The sequence below is a fragment of the Glycomyces buryatensis genome (assembly GCF_004912275.1).
Taxonomy (GTDB): domain Bacteria; phylum Actinomycetota; class Actinomycetes; order Mycobacteriales; family Micromonosporaceae; genus Glycomyces; species Glycomyces buryatensis.
On sequence record NZ_STGY01000073.1, the window covers coordinates 43913 to 64791 of the forward strand.

Here is a 20879-nt window from a genome sequence, read left to right on the forward strand (position 1 = left end):
GCGACGCCGCAATAGCAGTTAGGGGCCTCCCAGCCCTGTACGGCCGGGCCCGCGTCACCGATCGGTGACGCGGGCCCGGTTCTTTCATGCCCGAGAACATTGCGCGGCAGTGGCAACCTTGCGCCCGGTTCGCGCGTATCAATCGCGTACCCAGACCCTGGATGGAAAGAGGGACCCCTATGCGACGGTGGAAGAGTGCGGCCTCCCTGGCCGCCGCGGCCGCAGTCCTGGCCGCGGCGAGCGCCTGCACCCCCGACGAGTCCGATCAGGCGGGCGAGGAGGACGAAAAGGTCGCCCTGGTCGATCTGCTCAACGAGAACGAGCGCCTGCGCGCCGATGTGGCCGACGCCGAGTACGCGGTGATCAAGGACTGCCTCGAGGAGCAGGGCCACTCGGTGCACGACGCCCACCTGTTCCCCGCGTGGACCGAGGAGGACGGCGGTCTCCAGGACTCCTGGCACGACTTCGACAATTGGCTGCCGAAGCCGGAAGTCGCCTCCGAGTGGGGATTCGGCGTGGGCACCGTCGTCTCCAATGAGGATTACGAGGAATACGAGGAGGTCGCCTACGGCGTGGGCGGCGAGGAAGAGGAGATCGCCGAGTCGACCGAGGAGATCGACAACTCCGCGTTCGAAGCGCTCCCGGCCGAGGAGCGCGCCGCCTGGTACATCGCCTACGAGGGCGAGGAACTGTCCGAGTTCACGGTGTGGACCCTGGAGCACCCGGATGCCACCGAGGACGAGATTCGGGCCTACGACTGGACCGGGCTCGACGAGGACAACAACCCCCTCAAGCCGGGCGGCTGCCGGCTCACCATGATCGAGGCCCTCTACGGCGAGCCCGAGTTGGTTCCGATGGGGGGATTCGAGGACGACCCCGAGATGGCCGCCGAGATGGAGGCCTCCGGCGAGCCCATGAACGAATGGTCCTGGGGCGTGGACGAACCGGCCGTGGAGGTCGACTCCAATGCCGCCTACATCGAAGGGACCGTTGAAGAGTCGCAGGCGTTCATCTCTTGCCTGTCCGACGGCGGCTGGGGCGACTGGGAGTTCGACGAGTGGGGCTCGCTCCCGGTGAACCACTACCTGTCCATGGTCTACCAGGGTGAGGACTACCTCGAAGAGGAGGCCGCCATGTACGACCCGGCCGAGCTGGAGGACATGGGCGGCCTCGAGACGCCGGAGGGCGCCCCCGACCTCCCGGTGGACCTCCCCACCGACGACGCCGGCAAGGTCGCCCACGAGATCGCCCTCGCCGAGGCCTTCGTCGCCTGCTCCGACGAGACCGGCTTCCGCGATGCCGCCGTCGAGGCCTGGGACAACGCCGAGCTCTACGCCTACCGCGACGCCGAGACCGAACTCTTTGCGTACCAGGAGGAACTGCGCGCCGTCATCGCGGACGCGCAGAAGCTGCTCTAGCGGGACCGCCGCGCCGCCGGACCGGCGGCGCGGCGAAATTCAAGACTTTCTCATCCGCTTGCAACTCTTCTGCTTCCGCACTGCGTCTTCGGGATAGACACACTCACTTACCCAAGGAGACCGATGATGCGCAAGGCATCGAGAGGAGCGGGGGCGCTCGGCGTGGCCGCCGCGCTCGCGCTGACGGCCGCGTGCGGCTTTGGCGGAGACGAGCCCACCCAATCCGACGAGGATCGCCTCGTTGACATGGTCAACGAGAGCGCCCGCCTCGACGCCGAGCTGTCCGCGGCGGAGCACCGGATCATCGTCAACTGCCTTGAAGAGCAGGGACACACCGTCCACGATGCTTACACCATGGAGCAGTGGGAGCCTCAGGAGATGGACTCCCTGACCTACGAATATCCGCACGAGAGCTTCATCCTCAGCAAAGAGGACGCGGCCGAGTACGGCTTCGGCGCCTGGGCCGACGCGGAGGGCTCCGACCCCGAAGAGTCCCAGGCTTACTATGAGCACCAGGAAGAGCAGTACGAGGACGAATACGACGAGAACTACGAGGAGCCCGACAACTCCGAGTTCGAAGCCCTCGACCCGCAGGAGCAGTACGACTGGTGGGTCGCCTACTACGGCGAGGAGAAGGCCGCGGAGTGGGACGCCTACCTGCTCGATGAGAACTACGGCGAGGAAGGCATGCCCGAAGACGGCGTAGCCACCGAGGAGCCCGGCGCAGACGGCGCGATCGTGCTCGAAGACGAGGAGTACGTCGAGCCCAAGCCCGGCGGCTGCGAACTCGAGATGATCGAGGGCCTCTACGGCGAACCGGAACTCGTCGAGCACGAGGGCGAATCCGCGGAGGAGTCCTGGACCGAGTGGTCCTACCGCCCCGAGAACCCCGAGTACGGCTCCGAGACCATGTGGGAGGACATCCAACTCGCCTACCTCGACAAGATCGGCGACCTGCCCTACGACTTCTCCGACTGCCTGGCCGAACGCGGCCACGAGGGCTGGGAGATCGGCGAAGGGGGTTACGTCCCCACCTGGGAGTACTTCTACCAGATCTACTGGGACGAGTCCCAGGAAGATATGTACGGGGACATGGAGGGCTACGAGGCCCCCGAGCTCCCGCCGCTCCCCGACGACCTCCCCAGCTCGTACGAGGACAAGAAGGCCTACGAGATCGAGGTGGCGATCGCCTTCGCCGAGTGCGGCGAAGAGCTCGACTACGCCACCAAGTCCACCGAGGCCTACGACCAGGTTCACATCGACGCATACACGGCGATCGAAGAGGACGTCTTCGCATGGCAGGAAGAGATGCGTGACGCCATCGAGAAAGCCCAGGAGATGATCGGCTCCTAAAGACCACCTCTGGATCGGGGAAAAAGGGCCCGGGCTGCGCAGATGGGGCGCGGCCCGGGCTTCTCCATATCCAAGGGAGAAAAACCGGGATCCGGGGCAACGACGCTCGCGTCGGCGCACGTAATCAAGTTCAGACGGGGGACCGCAGAAGAGAGGACCGAAATGCGACAGTGGACCAGAATGGGCGCGATCGCGGGGGGTGCCGCCATGCTCGCGGCGACCGGTGCGTGCACCATGTTCGGCGAGGATTCGGGCGGGGAGGACCCGGCCGAGACGGTCGACGCGGAGACCGCGGCCGACCTGACGCAACTGGTCAACGAGACCCAGCTGACCGAATGGGAGCTCCACAACGCCGAGCGGCGGATCCTCAAGGACTGCATGGAGGACAAGGGCCACACGGTCCACGACGAGATCGGACTCGTCGAGATCGATACCGACGACCTCGAAGCCTCGGTCGTCTCCTACCCATTCGCCGAATGGCTCCCCGAGCCCGAGGACGCCGAGCAATGGGGCTTCGGGGAATGGGCCGGGGCGCCCGAGGCCCAGGGAACCGCCGAGGCCGAGGAGTACCACAACTTGCGCTTCGGGGAAGAGGTCGAGGACGAGTCCGGGCCGAAGATCGCCGACAACTCCGAGTTCGAGGCGCTATCCAATGAGGACCGACGCGCCTGGTACTTCGACTACGCCGGAGAGGAGTACGCCGAGGCGACCTATTCCGGGAACTACCTCACCGATGACGAACTCCAGGAGCTATGGGCCTCCAGCGAATCCGAGGCGGGCGGCACCCTCGACCTCGGCAACCCCCAGCCCGGCGGATGCCTGCTGGAGATGATCGAGGCCCTCTACGGCGAGCCCGAATTCATCACCGAGGAATCCGAGGAGGGCGACCGGGAGTACTGGGTCTGGCGGCCCCAGGCGCCGATCGACACCTACGAGATCGACTGGGGTGAACTCGAACCCGAATGGTCAGGATCGATCCAGGAATCCCAGGACGCGCTGCTCGACTGCCTCGCCGACGCCGACGCCGACGCCGACGCCGGCATGGGCGAGTGGCAGTTCAGCGAATGGGGGTCCCTCCCGGTGCGCGACTACTGGAGCGTCGCCTACTACGGCGAGAATTCAGACGAAAGCCCCTCCAGCGACGTCCCCGAACTCCCCGCCGACTTCCCGACCGACTACGACGGCAAGAAGGCCGCCGAGATCGCCATGGCCGTCGAATTCGCCGAGTGCGGCGACACCTCCGGCTTTCGCGAGGACGCCACCGTCGAATGGGACCGGATCCACTACGGCGTCTACGCGGAAGTCGAGACCGAGCTCTACGCCTGGCAAGAGGAGACCGACGCGGCACTGGGGCGGGCACAGGACCTCATCGCCGGCTGAATCGCATTTCGGATGAATAACGGCCCCAGTCGACCTGCAACGATTCGGCCCCTTCGCGGCGCCTTTCGGACGGTAGGAGTAATTCATTCGAAAGGACCCCTGACATGACACATTGGAATAAATCAGTGGGCGCGTTCGTGGCCGCCGCCCTGGCGGCGACCGGCGCGTGCTCGGTCTTCGGCGGCGACGAAGCGGGTGAGGGCGGGGACGGTGACGCCGCGACCCGCCTGGTCAACGCTCTCAATGAGAGCACCGCCCTCCAACAAGAGCTGTCCGCCGCCGAGCTCCGCATCGTCCAGACCTGTCTCGAAGACCAGGGACAGACCGTCCACGACCAGTACGAGCTGGCGCCGTGGGACGAGACCGAGCAGGAGTCGCTCGTCGAGTACTACCCGCACGAGGAGTTCCTGCCGTCGGCCGAGGAGGCCGAGAAGTGGGGCTTCAGCGCTTGGACGAACACCGGCGAGGGCTCGGAGGACCCCGAGCTCGATGCGGCCATCGCCGATGTGAACCCCGAGGGCGAGGACGAGATGCAGGACGTCGACAACTCCGAGTTCGAGACCCTCTCCCCGCAGGAGCAATTCGACTGGTACGCCGCCTTCTACGGCGAGGAATACGCCACCGAGTACTACGGCTGGGCACTCGAGGAGGAGGGGTCCATCGAGGAAGCCGAGACCGCCGAGACCGCCGAGGGCGACGCCGCATCGGGCGAGATCGACGTCGAAGGCGGGGACGGGTACTCCGAGCCCAAGCCCGGCGGGTGCAAGCTGGAGATGATCCATGCCCTCTACGGCGAGCCCGAGGAGGTCACCGAGGACCTCGGCGACGGCGATAGCTTCTCCCACTGGAGCTACGGCCTCGAAATGCCCACGGGCACCGAAGAATCCTGGCAGGAAATGGAGGACGGGTACCGGGCCGCGGTCGCCGAGGTAGAGGATGCCTTTTTGACCTGCCTGTCCGAGGGGCAGCTGGGCGAGTGGGAGTTCGACGAGAGCGGCTACCTGCCGATCTGGGAGTACTTCATCGTGGTCTACAACGGTGGCGAGGGGGGCGACCTCTCCGAATTCCCCGTCGGCGAGATGCCGGACTATGACATCCCCGAGATTCCCGCCGACCTGCCCTCCGACTACGAGGGCAGGAAGGCCTACGAGATCGAGATGGCGACCGGCTTCGTCGCCTGCGGTGAGGAGACCGGCTACAGCGAGACGGCAGGGAACGCCTGGGACCAGGTCCAGCTCGACTTCTACCTCTCCATCGAGCAGGAGCTGTATGCCTACCAGGAGTCGGTGCGCGAGGCCATCGACAAGGCCCAGGGCCTGATCGAAGGCTAAAAGAGCGATCGCCGGATCGGCCTCACCCGTCCGAGCCGGTTCAACGAGCCCGCGCCACCTTTGTGGCGCGGGCTCGTTGTACCCGATGAGGCGGCCCGCTTCGGCCGCCGCAGGTGTGAAGGCGGGGCGTCCCGGGCCCGCCGGCCGCGACTCGCGGTCGGCCGAGGCGACGCACCGGGGCGCTCCGCATCGCACCGAGGGCGCGAGTTCAGGCGCGCCGAGCCGGGGAGGGGACGGCTCGGCGCGCCGCCCGAGCCCGGCGCCCTCCACCGCGCTGTGGCGTCTGAAGCATCGCCCGCGCCGCCGCTCGCCAGCTCCAGTCGGATCCCGCCCGGTCCGCCGCCGTCCGAGCTGCCACCGGCCGGTCCGCGGCCGCGCGACTCCGCTGTGACCACGACTCCGCTGTGACCTTGTCGCGACGCTGCTGCGACCCTGCTCACGTCGCTTCCAGACGGGCAGTGCGAACAAACCCATCCGGGCGTATTGGACGCCTGACTTGACGAAGTGTGACTTGATCCTGCAAACTAGTTCCTCAAGCGCACCTAGTGGCGCGTGCAACGCCTACGCACTGGTCTTCGGCCGGTCGGGCAGGCGGAGCGAAGGAAGGCCCCGCAGTGTGGGGCCGGGCAGGATTCGACCCTGAGTTCGGGAGGACTTCGGCAGACGGAGAGATCGTCGTCACCACTGACCCCGCTGACCCGGCGGGGAGTTGACAGTTGCCGAAGCTTACACTAAGCTATTAATTTGCGCTGCCTCCTTCACGCCTTCTTGACGCGGTGAGGGACGCGGACGGTGGGGAATCCAGGCCAACGACCGACTCTTGAACACTTGTGCTCTGCGCGAGTCTGTTCGATTCGGTGCCTGCCTCCGGCTGTCCTCGTCTGATCCCGCATCGGTGCGGTGACTGTGGCATGCGTCGGCCGTCGTAACCATCAGGTCCTCGGAAGGACGAATCTTGGCAGCTTCCCGCACTGGCAAGACCAGCTCCAGCAAGAGCAAGCACGCACCTCGCCGTATCTCATTCGGCAGGATCGAAGAAAAACTGGAAGTCCCGAACCTACTGGCGCTCCAGACCGATTCGTTCGACTGGCTCGTCGGCAATGAGGCTTACCGCGCCCGCATCGGAGAAGGTGCAGAGAGCGGTCTGGGTGACATCCTTGAGGAGATCAGCCCGATCGAGGACTTCTCGGGCACCATGAGCCTGTCCTTCTCGAACCCGCGGTTCGACGAGGTCAAGGCCCCGATCGAGGAATGCCGCGAGAAGGACCTCACCTACTGCGCCCCGCTGTTCGTCACGGCGGAGTTCATCAACCACACCACCGGCGAGATCAAGAGCCAGACGGTGTTCATGGGCGACTTCCCGATGATGACCCCCAAGGGGACGTTCATCATCAACGGAACCGAGCGCGTCGTCGTCTCGCAGCTCGTCCGCTCGCCCGGTGTCTACTTCGACAAGCAGCCCGACAAGACGTCGGACCGCGACCTCACCAGTGCCAAGGTCATTCCCGGCCGCGGCGCCTGGCTCGAGTTCGATGTCGACAAGCGCGAGACCGTCGGCGTCCGCGTCGACCGCAAGCGCCGCCAGGCCGTCACCGTCCTGCTCAAGGCGATCGGCTGGGACGCCGACCGCATCCGCGAGCGCTTCGGCTGGTCCGAACTGATGATGGCGACCTTGGAGAAGGACACCATCAACTCCCAGGACGAGGCGCTCCTGGACATATACCGCAAGCTCCGTCCCGGCGAGCCGCCGACCAAGGACAACGCGCAGACGCTGCTGGAGAACCTGTTCTTCAACCCGAAGCGCTACGACCTGGCCAAGGTGGGCCGCTACAAGGTCAACAAGAAGTTCGAGCTCGACACCCCGATCAGCACCGGAGTGCTGACCGAGGAAGACCTCGCGTCGACCATCGAGTACATGCTGCGGCTGCACTCGGCGGAGCCGGGCTTCGGCCCCGACGACATCGACCACTTCGGCAACCGTCGCCTGCGCACCGTCGGCGAGCTCATCCAGAACCAGATCCGGGTGGGCCTGTCGCGCATGGAGCGCGTCGTCCGTGAGCGCATGACGACTCAGGACGTCGAGGCCATCACGCCGCAGACGCTCATCAACATCCGCCCGGTCGTGGCCGCGATCAAGGAGTTCTTCGGAACCTCCCAGCTGTCGCAGTTCATGGACCAGGTCAACCCGATCACGGGTCTGACCCACCGCCGTCGCCTCTCGGCGCTCGGCCCGGGCGGTCTGTCCCGCGACCGTGCCGCGATGGACGTCCGAGACGTCCACCCGTCGCACTACGGCCGCATGTGTCCGATCGAGACGCCGGAAGGCCCGAACATCGGCCTCATCGGCGCCATGTCGACCTTCGCCCGCGTCAACCCGTTCGGCTTCATCGAGACCCCGTACCGCAAGGTCGAGGCCGGCAAGGTCAGCGACGAGATCCAGTACCTCACCGCCGATGAAGAGGACAAGTTCGTCATCGCGCAGGCCAACCAGGGCCTGAACGCCGACGGCACCTTCACCGACGCGCAGGTCCTGGCCCGTGGCCGGGGCGGCGAGGCCGAGCTGGTGCCCGGTGCGCAGATCGACTTCATGGACGTCTCCCCGCGGCAGATGACCTCGGTCGCCACCGCGCTGGTCCCGTTCCTGGAGCACGACGACGCCAACCGCGCACTCATGGGTGCGAACATGCAGCGCCAGGCCGTGCCGCTCATCAAGACCGACTCGCCGCTCGTCGGCACCGGCATGGAGTACCGTGCCGCCGTCGACGCCGGTGACGTGGTCGTGGCCGACTCCGACGGTCTCGTCGAGGACGCCAGCGCCGACTACATCACGATCGCCCAGGACGACGGCCTGCGCCGGACCTACCTGCTGCACAAGTTCCGCCGTTCCAACGCCGGCTCGTGCATCAACCAGGTTCCGCTGGTCACCGAGGGCGAGCGGGTCGAGGCCGGTCAGCCGATCGCCGACGGTCCCTCGACCGACAAGGGCGAGATGGCCCTGGGCAAGAACCTGCTCGTGGCCTTCACCTCGTGGGAGGGCCAGAACTTCGAGGACGCGATCATCCTGTCCTCGAACCTGGTCGAAGGCGACGTGCTCACCTCGATTCACATCGACGAGCACGAGGTCGACGCCCGCGACACGAAGCTGGGTCCGGAAGAGATCACCCGCGACATCCCGAACGTCGGCGAGGAAATGCTCTCCGACCTCGATGACCGCGGCATCATCCGGATCGGCGCCGAGGTCGAGGACGGCGACATCCTCGTCGGCAAGGTCACGCCGAAGGGCGAGACCGAGCTGACCCCCGAGGAGCGGCTGCTCCGCGCGATCTTCGGTGAGAAGGCCCGCGAAGTCCGCGACACCTCGCTCAAGGTTCCGCACGGCGAGGCCGGCACCGTCATCGGTGTCCGGACCTTCTCGCGCGAGGACGGCGACGAGCTGAGCCCGGGCGTGAACGAGATGGTCCGCGTCTACATCGCGCAGAAGCGCAAGATCGGCGTGGGCGACAAGCTGGCCGGGCGCCACGGCAACAAGGGCGTCATCTCGAAGGTGGTGCCGCAGGAGGACATGCCGTTCCTGCCCGACGGCACCCCGATCGACATCCTGCTCAACCCGCTGGGTGTGCCGGGCCGTATGAACATCGGCCAGGTGCTGGAAGTCCACTTGGGTTGGGCGGCGAAGGCCGGTTGGAAGATCGAGAACTTCGACGAGCAGTGGGCGCAGGCGCTCAAGGGCATCGGGGCGGACGAGTCCCCGGCGGGCACGAAGGTCGGCACTCCGGTGTTCGACGGTGCGCACGCCGAGGAGGTCCAGGGTGTGCTGGCGAACGCGCTGCCGAACCGCGACGGGGACCGCATGGTCGCCCCGACCGGCAAGGCTCGGCTGTTCGACGGTCGCACCGGCGAGCCGTTCCCGGACCCGATCAGCGTCGGCTACATGTACATCCTGAAGCTGAACCACATGGTGGACGACAAGATCCACGCGCGGTCCACGGGCCCGTACTCGATGATCACCCAGCAGCCGCTCGGCGGTAAGGCCCAGTTCGGTGGCCAGCGCTTCGGTGAGATGGAGTGCTGGGCGATGCAGGCCTACGGTGCGGCTTACGCGCTGCAGGAGCTGCTGACGATCAAGTCTGACGACGTGGTCGGCCGCGTGAAGGTCTACGAGGCGATCGTCAAGGGCGAGAACGTCCCCGAGCCGGGTATCCCGGAGTCGTTCAAGGTGCTCCTCAAAGAGCTTCAGGCCCTGTGCCTGAACGTGGAGGTGCTGTCCGCCGATGGGCAGGCCATCCAGATGACCGAGAGCGACGACGAGGTCTTCCGTGCGGCTGAGGAGCTGGGGATCGACCTGTCCCACGAGGAACCCAACAGCGTCGACTTCGAAAGCGCCTGACGTCGAGTGAGGGCGGCTGCGTTGCCGCCCTCACCCACGTCTCATCCATCCTTATAGAAGCATCAAGGGGAAGAAGAGTTCAGTGCTCGACGTCAACTTCTTCGACAAGTTGAAGATCGGCCTCGCCACCGCCGAGGACATCCGGCAGTGGTCTCACGGCGAGGTGAAGAAGCCCGAGACCATCAACTACCGGACCCTCAAGCCCGAGAAGGACGGCCTCTTCTGCGAGAAGATCTTCGGCCCGACTCGGGACTGGGAGTGCTACTGCGGCAAGTACAAGCGCATCCGGTTCAAGGGCATCATCTGTGAGCGCTGCGGCGTCGAGGTGACCCGTTCGAAGGTCCGGCGTGAGCGCATGGGCCACATCGAGCTGGCCGCCCCGGTCACGCACATCTGGTACTTCAAGGGCGTTCCGTCCCGGCTGGGCTACCTGCTGGACCTGGCGCCGAAGGACCTTGAGAAGGTCATCTACTTCGCGGCCTACGTGATCACCAGTGTCGACGACGAGGCGCGTCAGCGCGACCTCCCGACGCTGGACAACGAGATCGTGGCCGAGAAGCGGACCCTCGAGCAGCAGCGCGACGCCGCGATCGAGGAGCGCGCCTCGAAGCTCGAGGCCGACCTGGCCGAGCTGGAGGCCGAAGGCGCCCGCGCCGACGTCCGCCGCAAGGTCAAGGACGGCGGCGAGCGCGAGATGCGCCAGATCCGCGACAAGGCCCAGCGGGAGATCGACCGTCTCGACGAGGTCATGGACACCTTCCGCAAGCTCGACGTGCGCCAGCTCATCGGCGACGAGATGCTCTACCGCGAGCTGCAGCAGCGCTTCGGCGAGTACTACACCGGCGGCATGGGCGCCGAGGCGATCAAGAATCTCCTCGAGCACATGGACCTGGTGGCCGAGGCCGAGCTGCTGCGCGACATCATCGCCAACGGCAAGGGCCAGAAGAAGCTGCGGGCGCTCAAGCGTCTGAAGGTCGTGGCGGCGTTCCAGGCCACCGGCAATTCGCCGATGGGCATGGTGCTCGACTGCGTGCCGGTCATCCCGCCGGAACTGCGCCCGATGGTGCAGCTCGACGGTGGCCGCTTCGCGACCTCGGACCTGAACGACCTGTACCGCCGGGTCATCAACCGCAACAACCGCCTCAAGCGGCTGATGGACCTCGGGGCTCCCGAGATCATCGTCGCGAACGAGAAGCGGATGCTGCAGGAGTCGGTGGACGCGCTGTTCGACAACGGCCGTCGCGGCCGTCCGGTCACCGGTCCCGGCAACCGCCCGTTGAAGTCCCTTTCGGACATGCTGAAGGGCAAGCAGGGCCGGTTCCGCCAGAACCTGCTGGGCAAGCGCGTGGACTACTCGGGCCGTTCGGTCATCGTGGTCGGTCCTCGCCTGAAGCTGCACCAGTGCGGTCTGCCCAAGCAGATGGCCCTGGAGCTGTTCAAGCCGTTCGTGATGAAGCGCCTCGTGGACCTCAACCACGCGCAGAACATCAAGTCGGCCAAGCGGATGGTCGAGCGGGCCCGCCCGGTGGTCTGGGACGTCCTCGAAGAGGTCATCTCCGAGCACCCCGTGCTGCTCAACCGTGCGCCCACGCTGCACCGTCTGGGCATCCAGGCTTTCGAGCCGCAGCTGGTCGAGGGCAAGGCCATCCAGCTTCACCCGCTCGTGTGCACCGCCTTCAACGCCGACTTCGACGGTGACCAGATGGCGGTCCACGTGCCGCTGTCCGCCGAGGCCCAGGCCGAGGCCCGCATCCTGATGCTGGCTTCGAACAACATCCTCAAGCCCTCCGACGGCAAGCCGGTGGCCCTGCCCACGCAGGACCAGATCATCGGCCTGTACTACCTGTCCCACCTCAGTGCGGGGCAGGCCGGCGAGGGCCGCGTCTTCACCGACATCGGTGAGGCCCAGATGGCGAAGGACCTCGGCGAGCTGGACCTCCAGTCGCCGATCCGGATCCGCCTGGACGGCATCCACTCGGTGACCAACGCTCCGGGTGAGGAGCCGTGGGTCGCTCCCGAGGGCTGGGAGCCGGGCGAGCCGCTCATCGTCTCCACGACGCTGGGCCGGGTGTTCTTCAACGAGTGCCTGCCGCCGGACTTCGGCTTCGTCAACTACGAGATCCGCAAGGGCCAGTTGTCGGACATCATCCACAACCTGTCCGAGCACTACTCGAAGGTGCAGCTGGGCGCCTGCCTGGACGCGCTGAAGTCGGCCGGTTTCAAGTGGGCCGGCTGGTCCGGTGTCACCATCGGCATCGAGGACGTCGTCGAGCCCGAGCACAAGGCCGAGATCCTGGAGAAGTACGAAGGCGACTCCGCCAAGATCGACAAGCAGTACATGCGCGGTCTGATGACGGCCGAGGAGCGCCGCGGCGAGCTCACCGAGATCTGGACCAAGGCGACGGCCGAGGTGCTGGAGGACCTGAACAACACCCTCCAGCCCGAGAACCCGCTGTGGCAGATGATCAACTCCGGTGCGCGAGGCAACATGCTGCAGCTGCGGCAGATCGCCGGTATGCGTGGCCTGGTGGCGAACCCGAAGGGCGAGATCATTCCGCGCCCGATCAAGTCCTCGCTGCGCGAGGGCCTGACGGTCCTGGAGTACTTCATCTCGACTCACGGTTCCCGTAAGGGCCTGGCCGACACCGCGCTGCGGACCGCCGACTCGGGTTACCTGACCCGTCGTCTGGTGGACGTCTCGCAGGACGTCATCATCCGCGAGGACGACTGCGGCACCGACCGGAGCCTGGACTTCCAGCTCGCGGTCGAGGTCGACGGCAAGCTCATCGAGACCGAGACCGCCGAGACCTCGGTGGACGCCCGGAACCTCGTGGACGACGTCGAGGTCGACGGCAAGGTCATCCTGCCGCGCAACACGGCGCTGAACTCGGACACGATCGCGACGCTGGTCGAGGCCGGCGTCTCGACGGTCAAGGTTCGCTCGGTCATGACGTGCGAGTCGCGTCAGGGCGTGTGCGCCGCCTGCTACGGCCGTTCCATGCCGACCGGTGAGAAGGTCGACCTGGGCGAGGCCGTGGGCATCATCGCCGCGCAGTCGATCGGTGAGCCCGGCACCCAGCTGACGATGCGTACCTTCCACACCGGTGGTGTGGCCGGGGACGACATCACGCAGGGTCTGCCGCGTGTGCAGGAGGTCTTCGAGGCCCGTATCCCGAAGGGCAAGGCGCCGATCGCGGAAGCGAGCGGCATCGTGCGCATCGAGGATGCCGAGAAGAGCCGCAAGATCATCATCACGCCCGACGACGGCTCCGAGGAGATCGTGGTCGACAAGGTTCCGCGCCGGCTCCGCCTGCGCGTGGCCGAGGGCGAGCACGTCGAGGTCGGCGAGAAGCTGGTCGAGGGAACCATCGACCCGCACGAGCTGCTGCGCGTGCTGGGCCCGCGGAAGGTGCAGCGCCACCTGGTCGAGCAGATCCAGGACGTGTACCGCTCGCAGGGCGTGATGATCCACGACAAGCACATCGAGATCATCGTGCGCCAGATGATGAAGCGGATCACCATCATCGACTCCGGCACCGCCGAGTTCCTGCCCGGTTCTCTGGTGGACCGCCTCGAGTTCGAAGAGGTCAACCGCAAGATCATCGCCGACGGCGGCGAGCCGGCCTCCGGCCGCCCGCAGCTGATGGGTATCACCAAGGCGTCGCTGGCGACCGAGTCGTGGCTGTCCGCGGCTTCGTTCCAGGAGACGACCCGCGTCCTCACCGAGGCCGCGATCTCCGGCAAATCCGACTCGCTGGTCGGCCTGAAGGAGAACGTGATCCTGGGCAAGCTGATCCCGGCCGGTACCGGCATCGCCAAGTACCGCAACGTCTCGGTCGAGCCGACCGAGGAGGCCAAGGCCGCGGTCTACTCCTTGGGGGGCTACGAGGACACGTCCACGCCCAGCTTCTCCTACGGAACGGGCCCGGCGGTCTCCCTGGAAGACTCGTACGACCTGGGCACCTTCTAGAAAAGCTGAATACAGGCCGATTCCCGACGGCTGAACGGTTCTGGCCCCCGGCGCGAAAGCGCCGGGGGCCAGAACCGTTCTCGCTGCTGGGTGTGTAGCTCAAACGCGCGGAAGCCATAAGAATCTGAAAGTGTTATAGTTAGAATGTAAGAAAATCCTGGGGAGGGTTCGATGTCGAGAGCACAAGACGAGGGGCGGCAGGTGGCAGGAACCTTCGAGGCTCGAATCCGCCAGAAGGGGCAAGTCACGCTCCCTAAGGAGGTTCGAGAGGCTTTGAAAGTCAAAGAAGGCGATTACGTTCGGTTCAACATCCATGAGGACGGTGAGGTAACGATGGAGGGCATGGCGATGGTCTCCGCCGATCAGCGCTGGTTCTGGACCCCCGAATGGCAGGCGGGAGAGCGCGAAGCGGACGAACAGATCGCGGCTGGCGGCGGGAAGGTGTTCCACGACCTTGACGAGATGTTCGAGTACTTGAACCGGGAGCGATAGAGTCAGTGGTCCCGACTTACGAGCCGCTCCCGAGATTCGATGATGACTGGGAACGGCTCAGCGATGAGCAACGAGAACGGTTCATGAAGGCGGTCAACGGCTTTAAGGCGGATCTTGCTGCGGGAATCCATCCGCGGCCCGGCCTTCGAGTCAAAGGCGTGAAGGGCACACCGGGGGTTTTCGAGCTGACCTGGGCGCCCGATGGACGCGCGACTTGGTCTTACGGTGGCGAAAAGATCCCAGGCGAACCCCATATCGTCTGGCGGCGGATCGGCACCCACGACATCTTCAAGAATCCGTGATTGATCGGGCCGGTAGTTGGCGCTACCGGCCCTCAGTGTTTTCGCTCTCGAGCGCGCGCTCGAGAGCTGCCTCCTGCGCTTCCTCCTCTTCCGGCGTGCCAAGGCCGTCGCCGGTTACGGAGTCCAAGAGTTCAGCGTCCCCTGAGGCGTACCACTCTTCCCAGGCCTCCTTGTACTGTTCCTTAAGTTCAGCCTCGCTCGGGCGTTTTGTCATGCGGGTATGTTCCCCCGCCGGGCTTAGCCGTGCAACCCCAATAGGATGGGCGGGTGGTAGAGGTTCAGCATGCTGGCGGGGTCCGGCATCCGGATGATCCGGAGCCGGTCGAATCGAGCAAGGTCGTCGCGGCTCAGATGCTCGCGGGGATCGGGGTGGCCCTGTCCCTGTTCGTCGGCGGGGTGGTGCCGGCGATCATGGCGCTGATCCTGGCGTCGCAGGCGGAGCGGGACATCGCCGCGTCCGGGGGGTTCCTGTTGGGGGCGGGGAAGCTGCGGCGGATCCGGAAGCTGGCCTGGATCGCGATCGGGATCGCCGGGGCGATCGTGCTGGCGGTAGTGCTGGTGTGGATCGTCGGGATGGCCCGGTCCGCGGGGCAGACTTCGTACGACGGCGATGTGGCTTTTGGCTTCTTCCTTCCTAATTCGGGGGCGTGATTTTTGCGTGGTGGGAAAGGGTGAGTGAACACTCGCCGCTGGCCCCCGGCCCCCTCGGTTCTCCCGTGTTCCACGAGCTAAGATAGGCCACGGTGTGTCTACCGCACCGCTTCGAACAATGTCGAAGTCGCCCGCCCCACCGCTCGTTCGTGACTCTGAACACGGATGTCCTGTGGGTCGATAATGGCTTTGACCGCGTTCGTTAGGCTAGGTAGGCTTTTCCCTTGCGCCTGGACACCGCTTTGAGCGGCATGGTGGCCCTGTCTACTCCGGCAGCTTGGTCCCCGTGAGAGCCAGGCCAGGTTGCGTGCCTGCAAGGCGGCGACGGCCCTTCATTGGGCCCAGTCTCCTGGCGTCATCGGCACGCACACCCTCGTACTGGGGGCTTCGTGAATATTGACTCTGATAGTCAATCCTTTTTGGGATGAATTCACGGACGCGTCTGAACCTGCACGATCGGCGAAGTTCGCTTTGCCTAGTGGCCGGTATGGGTCCGGAGAGACGCGACACGCCCGAACGCGGGGGACGGGACCCAGCTCACTTGAGCTGGGGTTACAGATGGCGCCACGCAAGGATTACGCAACCACCACGTCTGAGAGGGGTTCGGCTCAGTGCCAACCATCCAGCAGCTGGTCAGGAACGGCCGCAAGGTCAAGACCAGCAAGACTAAGACGCCCGCGCTGAAGGGCAGCCCGCAGGCCCGCGGCGTGTGCACCCGTGTGTACACCACTACGCCTAAAAAGCCGAACTCGGCCATGCGCAAGGTCGCCCGTGTTCGCCTGATGAACGGCACCGAGGTCACCGCCTACATTCCCGGCGTCGGCCACAACCTGCAGGAGCACTCGATCGTGCTCGTGCGCGGCGGTCGTGTCCGCGACCTGCCCGGTGTCCGTTACAAGATCATCCGCGGCGCGCTCGACACCCAGGGTGTGCGCGACCGCAAGCAGGCCCGCAGCCGCTACGGCGCGAAGAAGGAGAAGTAAGCATGCCGCGTAAAGGTCCCGCGCCGCGCCGGCCGCTTACCGCCGACCCGGTGTACAACTCGGTGCTCGTCACCCAGCTGATCAACAAGGTCCTCAAGGACGGCAAGCGCCGCCTCGCCGAGCGCATCGTCTACGAAGCCCTCGAGAACTGCCGCCAGAAGGCCGACTCCGACCCCGTGGTCATCCTCAAGCGCGCGCTCGACAACGTCAAGCCGACCCTCGAGGTCCGCTCCCGCCGAGTCGGCGGCGCGACCTACCAGGTCCCGGTCGACGTACGCCCGCAGCGCGCCACCACACTCGGTCTGCGCTGGCTCGTGGGCTTCTCCCGCGACCGCCGCGAGAAGACCATGGTCGAGCGACTGACCAACGAGATCCTCGACGCCTCCAACGGCCTCGGTGCCGCGGTCAAGAAGCGCGAAGACACTCACAAGATGGCCGATTCCAACAAGGCATTCGCCCACTACCGCTGGTAGTGACCTCAAGAGAAGGCAATCGTGGCTAATAAAGCGAACGAGGCCCTGGCCAAGCTCCGCAACATCGGCATCATGGCCCACATCGACGCCGGCAAGACCACCACCACTGAGCGCATCCTGTACTACACGGGCGTGTCGCACAAGATCGGTGAGGTCCACGACGGCGCCGCGACCATGGACTGGATGGAGCAGGAGCAGGAGCGGGGTATCACCATTACCTCCGCTGCTACTAAGTGCGAGTGGGACGACCACGTCATCCAGATCATCGACACGCCCGGCCACGTCGACTTCACGGTCGAGGTCGAGCGATCCCTGCGTGTGCTGGACTCCGCCATCGCCGTCTACGACGGTGTCGCGGGCGTCGAGCCCCAGACCGAGAACGTCTGGCGTCAGGCCGACAAGTACAGCGTTCCGCGCATGTGCTTCGTCAACAAGCTCGACCGCACCGGTGCGAACTTCTTCCGCTGCGTCGACATGATGCAGGACCGTCTCAACTCCAACACCGCGGTGATCCAGCTTCCGATCGGGAACGAGTCCGACTTCATCGGCGTCGTCGACCTGGTCGAGATGCACGCCAAGGTGTGGCGGGGCGAGACCGGTCTCGGCGAGGAGTACACGGTCGAGGAGATTCCCGCGGACCTGGCCGACCAGGCCGCCGAATACCGCGAGAAGCTGCTCGAGACCCTCTCGGACATCGACGACGCGTTCGCCGAGAAGTTCCTCGAGGGCGAGGAGATCACCAACGCCGAGATCAAGGCCGCGATCCGCAAGGGCACCATCGCGAACCAGATCAACCCGGTGCTGTGCGGCACGGCCTTCAAGAACAAGGGCGTGCAGCCGCTGCTCGACGCGGTGGTCGACTACCTGCCTTCTCCGCTCGACATCCCGGCCATCCAGGGAACTCTCACCGACAACGAGACCCCGGCCGAGCGTCACGCGGACGTCGACGAGCCCTTCGCGGCCCTGGCGTTCAAGATCGCCACCGACAAGCACCTCGGTCGTCTCACCTACGCCCGGATCTATTCGGGCAAGATCGAGACCGGCACTCAGGTCATGAACTCGACCAAGAGCCGCAAGGAGCGCATCGGCAAGATCTACCAGATGCACGCGAACAAGCGTGAAGAGCGCGGCGAGGCCCACGCCGGCGACATCATCGCCGTGCAGGGGCTGAAGCAGACCACCACCGGTGACACGCTCAGCGACTCGTCGAACATGGTGATCCTGGAGTCGATGATCTTCCCCGAGCCGGTCATCGACGTGGCCATCGAGCCCAAGTCGAAGGCCGACCAGGACAAGCTGGCCACTGCGATTCAGCGTCTCGCCGAGGAGGACCCGACCTTCCGGGTCAAGACCGACGAGGACTCCGGCCAGACGATCATCTCCGGCATGGGCGAGCTGCACCTCGACATCTTGGTCGACCGCATGAAGCGGGAGTTCAACGTCGAGGCCAACATCGGCAAGCCGCAGGTGGCGTTCCGCGAGACCATCACCCAGCGGGTCGACAAGGTCGAGTACCTGCACAAGAAGCAGACCGGTGGTTCCGGTCAGTTCGCGCGGGTCATCGTCAACATCGAGCCGCTCAAGATGGAGGGCGACGACGCTCCGATCTTCGAGTTCGACGACCAGATCACGGGTGGGCGCATTCCGCGCGAGTACATCCCGTCGGTCAAGGCCGGCGCCGAAAGCGCTCTGCCCGACGGCGTGCTGGCGGGCTACCCGCTGGTCGGCGTCAAGTTCGAGCTGAGCGACGGTCAGTACCACGAGGTCGACTCTTCGGAGATGGCCTTCAAGATCGCAGGCAAGATGGCGCTGAAGGAGGCCGCGAAGCGGGCTCGTCCGGTGCTCCTCGAGCCGATGATGGCCGTCGAAGTCATCTGCCCGGAGGAATCCATGGGCGATGTCATCGGCGACATCAACTCCAGGCGCGGCACGATCCAGGAAATGGGCGAGCGGGGCAACGACCGCACGGTCAAGGCCACGGTGCCGCTGTCGGAGATGTTCGGATACGTCGGCGACCTCCGGTCGAAGACGGCCGGCCGCGCGAACTACTCGATGCAGTTCGACAGCTACGCCGAAGTCCCGGCGAACGTCGCCAAGGAGATCATCGCCAAGGCGACAGGCGAGTAAACGGAACGGGAGGGCAAGCCTGCCCTCCCGCCCGTGAAACCCACCTGTTGCCGGCGGGGCATCCGCGATGCAATGGGTCAGTTAAGTCAATCCAGATTTATTCAGTCCACAGGAGGACGAAGTGGCTAAGGAAAAGTTCCAGCGGACTAAGCCGCACGTGAACATCGGCACGCTGGGTCACGTTGACCACGGCAAGACCACGCTGACCGCGGCGATCACCAAGGTCCTGCACGAGCAGTACCCGGACCTGAACCCGTACACGCCGTTCGACGAGATCGACAACGCGCCGGAAGAGAAGCAGCGCGGCATCACGATCTCGATCTCGCACGTCGAGTACCAGACCGAGTCCCGGCACTACGCCCACGTCGACTGCCCCGGCCACGCCGACTACATCAAGAACATGATCACCGGCGCGGCCCAGATGGACGGCGCGATCCTGGTCGTGTCCGCCGCCGACGGCCCCATGCCGCAGACGCGTGAGCACGTGCTGCTCGCCCGCCAGGTCGGCGTGCCCTACATCGTCGTGGCGCTCAACAAGGCCGACATGGTCGACGACGAGGAAATCCTCGAGCTCGTCGAGATGGAGGTCCGCGAGCTGCTGTCCGACCAGAACTTCCCGGGCGACGACGCCCCGGTCGTGCAGGTCTCCGCCCTCGGCGCCCTCAACGGCGAAGAGAAGTGGACGACCGCGGTCGCCGAGCTCATGGCCGCCGTCGACGAGTCGGTCCCGGAGCCCGAGCGTGACACCGAGAAGCCGTTCCTCATGCCCGTCGAGGACGTCTTCACGATCACCGGTCGCGGCACCGTGGTCACCGGTCGCGTCGAGCGCGGCGTGCTGCTCCCCAACGAGGAAGTCGAGATCGTCGGCATCCGCGAGGGCGCGATCAGCACCAAGGTCACCGCCATCGAGATGTTCCGCAAGACCCTCGACGACGCGCGCGCCGGTGAGAACGTGGGCCTCCTGCTCCGCGGCACCAAGCGCGAAGAGGTCGAGCGCGGCATGGTCGTCGTCAAGCCCGGCACCACGACTCCGCACACCGAGTTCGAGGCCCAGGTCTACATCCTGAGCAAGGACGAGGGCGGGCGTCACACGCCGTTCTTCAACAACTACCGTCCGCAGTTCTACTTCCGGACCACCGACGTGACCGGTGTCGTTACCCTCCCCGAGGGCACCGAAATGGTCATGCCCGGTGACAACACCGACATGAAGGTGGAGCTCATCCAGCCCATCGCCATGGACGACGGTCTGCTCTTCGCGATTCGCGAGGGTGGCCGCACCGTCGGATCGGGCCGAGTCACCAAGGTCCTCAAGTAAGACCGTATTCCGGGGCGACCCTCAAGGGTCGCCCCGGTTTCATCGCGGCCGGGCTCCGGTCCGGCCGCGAAGCGCAGCCTTACAACTCCAACTCGTAACCTGCCCCACTGCCGCCCGGCCCCCGTTTGTTCAGGTCGAGCAGGGTACGGCATAATATGCAGGTTGCGTTCGCATCAGTGCGCCCTTGAGGCACCCATTGATGCTCACGCCCGGCCCGAGGGCCCCAGTAGGCACTTGCCGAGGGGGACCGTTCACGGCGGGCAGGCGGGCGAGCCAAGACACCGAAGCGATGCCTTTCCGTGTCCACGTGCGTCTTGAACTCGCGACACGCCCGACCGCGTGGAGCGGTCCGAACAGCCAATTTACGTTAGGTAAGGAATCATGGCGGGACAGAAGATCCGCATCAGGTTGAAAGCCTACGACCACGAGGTCGTGGACTCCTCGGCCCGCAAGATCGTGGAGACGGTCACCCGTACCGGTGCTGCCATCTCCGGGCCGGTGCCGCTGCCGACTGAGATCAACCGCTTCTGCGTGATCCGGTCGCCGCACAAGTACAAGGACTCGCGAGAGCACTTCGAGATGCGCACGCACAAGCGCCTCATCGACATCCTCGACCCGACCCCGAAAACGGTCGACTCGTTGATGCGTCTCGACCTGCCGGCGGGCGTCGACATCGAGATCAAGCTGTAGGGGCACC

At 65.6% G+C, this 20879-nt stretch carries 15 protein-coding genes; 14 read left to right on the forward strand and 1 reads right to left on the reverse strand.

The features are described 5' to 3' along the window. Nucleotides 1-179 precede the first annotated feature (179 nt). From FAB82_RS22415 to FAB82_RS22450, 8 genes are all read left to right on the forward strand, one after another. Nucleotides 180-1418, forward strand: a complete 1239-nt coding sequence (locus FAB82_RS22415) for a hypothetical protein (RefSeq protein WP_136536793.1) — start codon at nucleotides 180-182, stop codon at nucleotides 1416-1418. A 123-nt stretch (nucleotides 1419-1541) separates the two neighbouring features. Next, nucleotides 1542-2771 (forward strand): hypothetical protein, encoded by a 1230-nt coding sequence (locus FAB82_RS22420; RefSeq protein ID WP_136536794.1) that lies wholly within the window; start codon nucleotides 1542-1544, stop codon nucleotides 2769-2771. 180 nt (nucleotides 2772-2951) lie between these two features. Then, nucleotides 2952-4151: a hypothetical protein gene (locus FAB82_RS22425; protein ID WP_136536795.1), complete on the forward strand. Its 1200-nt coding sequence runs from the start codon at nucleotides 2952-2954 to the stop codon at nucleotides 4149-4151. 104 nt (nucleotides 4152-4255) lie between these two features. Further along, the gene (locus FAB82_RS22430; RefSeq protein WP_136536796.1) at nucleotides 4256-5482 is read left to right on the forward strand and encodes a hypothetical protein; all 1227 of its coding nucleotides are present in this window, start codon (nucleotides 4256-4258) and stop codon (nucleotides 5480-5482) included. A 955-nt stretch (nucleotides 5483-6437) separates the two neighbouring features. Continuing rightward, nucleotides 6438-9869 (forward strand): DNA-directed RNA polymerase subunit beta, encoded by a 3432-nt coding sequence (gene rpoB, locus FAB82_RS22435; protein ID WP_136536797.1) that lies wholly within the window; start codon nucleotides 6438-6440, stop codon nucleotides 9867-9869. An 82-nt stretch (nucleotides 9870-9951) separates the two neighbouring features. After that, entirely contained in the window at nucleotides 9952-13839 is a 3888-nt protein-coding gene (locus FAB82_RS22440; protein ID WP_136536798.1) for a DNA-directed RNA polymerase subunit beta', read from the forward strand. Between the two features lie 171 nt (nucleotides 13840-14010). Further along, nucleotides 14011-14331: an AbrB/MazE/SpoVT family DNA-binding domain-containing protein gene (locus tag FAB82_RS22445; protein ID WP_211116777.1), complete on the forward strand. Its 321-nt coding sequence runs from the start codon at nucleotides 14011-14013 to the stop codon at nucleotides 14329-14331. 83 nt (nucleotides 14332-14414) lie between these two features. Next, nucleotides 14415-14633, forward strand: coding sequence for a hypothetical protein (locus tag FAB82_RS22450; RefSeq protein WP_136536799.1), 219 nt, complete (start codon nucleotides 14415-14417; stop codon nucleotides 14631-14633). Between the two features lie 22 nt (nucleotides 14634-14655). Here the strand turns inward: FAB82_RS22450 and FAB82_RS22455 are convergent, their stop codons facing one another. After that, the gene (locus tag FAB82_RS22455) at nucleotides 14656-14847 is read right to left on the reverse strand and encodes a hypothetical protein (RefSeq protein WP_136536800.1); all 192 of its coding nucleotides are present in this window, start codon (nucleotides 14845-14847) and stop codon (nucleotides 14656-14658) included. A 53-nt stretch (nucleotides 14848-14900) separates the two neighbouring features. Here FAB82_RS22455 and FAB82_RS22460 point away from each other — a divergent pair, with 53 nt between their 5' ends. The 6 genes from FAB82_RS22460 (at nucleotide 14901) to rpsJ (ending at nucleotide 20872) form a co-directional block, all read left to right on the forward strand. Next, the gene (locus tag FAB82_RS22460) at nucleotides 14901-15284 is read left to right on the forward strand and encodes a hypothetical protein (protein ID WP_136536801.1); all 384 of its coding nucleotides are present in this window, start codon (nucleotides 14901-14903) and stop codon (nucleotides 15282-15284) included. 611 nt (nucleotides 15285-15895) lie between these two features. Beyond that, on the forward strand, nucleotides 15896-16267 hold the full coding sequence (gene rpsL / locus FAB82_RS22465; protein ID WP_136528419.1) for a 30S ribosomal protein S12: 372 nt from the start codon (nucleotides 15896-15898) through the stop codon (nucleotides 16265-16267). Nucleotides 16268-16269: 2 nt separating this feature from the next. Beyond that, nucleotides 16270-16740: a 30S ribosomal protein S7 gene (gene rpsG, locus FAB82_RS22470; RefSeq protein WP_136536802.1), complete on the forward strand. Its 471-nt coding sequence runs from the start codon at nucleotides 16270-16272 to the stop codon at nucleotides 16738-16740. A 21-nt stretch (nucleotides 16741-16761) separates the two neighbouring features. After that, on the forward strand, nucleotides 16762-18867 hold the full coding sequence (gene fusA, locus FAB82_RS22475) for an elongation factor G (protein WP_425461595.1): 2106 nt from the start codon (nucleotides 16762-16764) through the stop codon (nucleotides 18865-18867). 121 nt (nucleotides 18868-18988) lie between these two features. Then, nucleotides 18989-20182 (forward strand): elongation factor Tu, encoded by a 1194-nt coding sequence (tuf, locus tag FAB82_RS22480; protein ID WP_136536804.1) that lies wholly within the window; start codon nucleotides 18989-18991, stop codon nucleotides 20180-20182. 381 nt (nucleotides 20183-20563) lie between these two features. After that, nucleotides 20564-20872, forward strand: a complete 309-nt coding sequence (gene rpsJ, locus FAB82_RS22485) for a 30S ribosomal protein S10 (RefSeq protein ID WP_026922761.1) — start codon at nucleotides 20564-20566, stop codon at nucleotides 20870-20872. The last annotated feature ends 7 nt before the right edge of the window (nucleotides 20873-20879 follow it).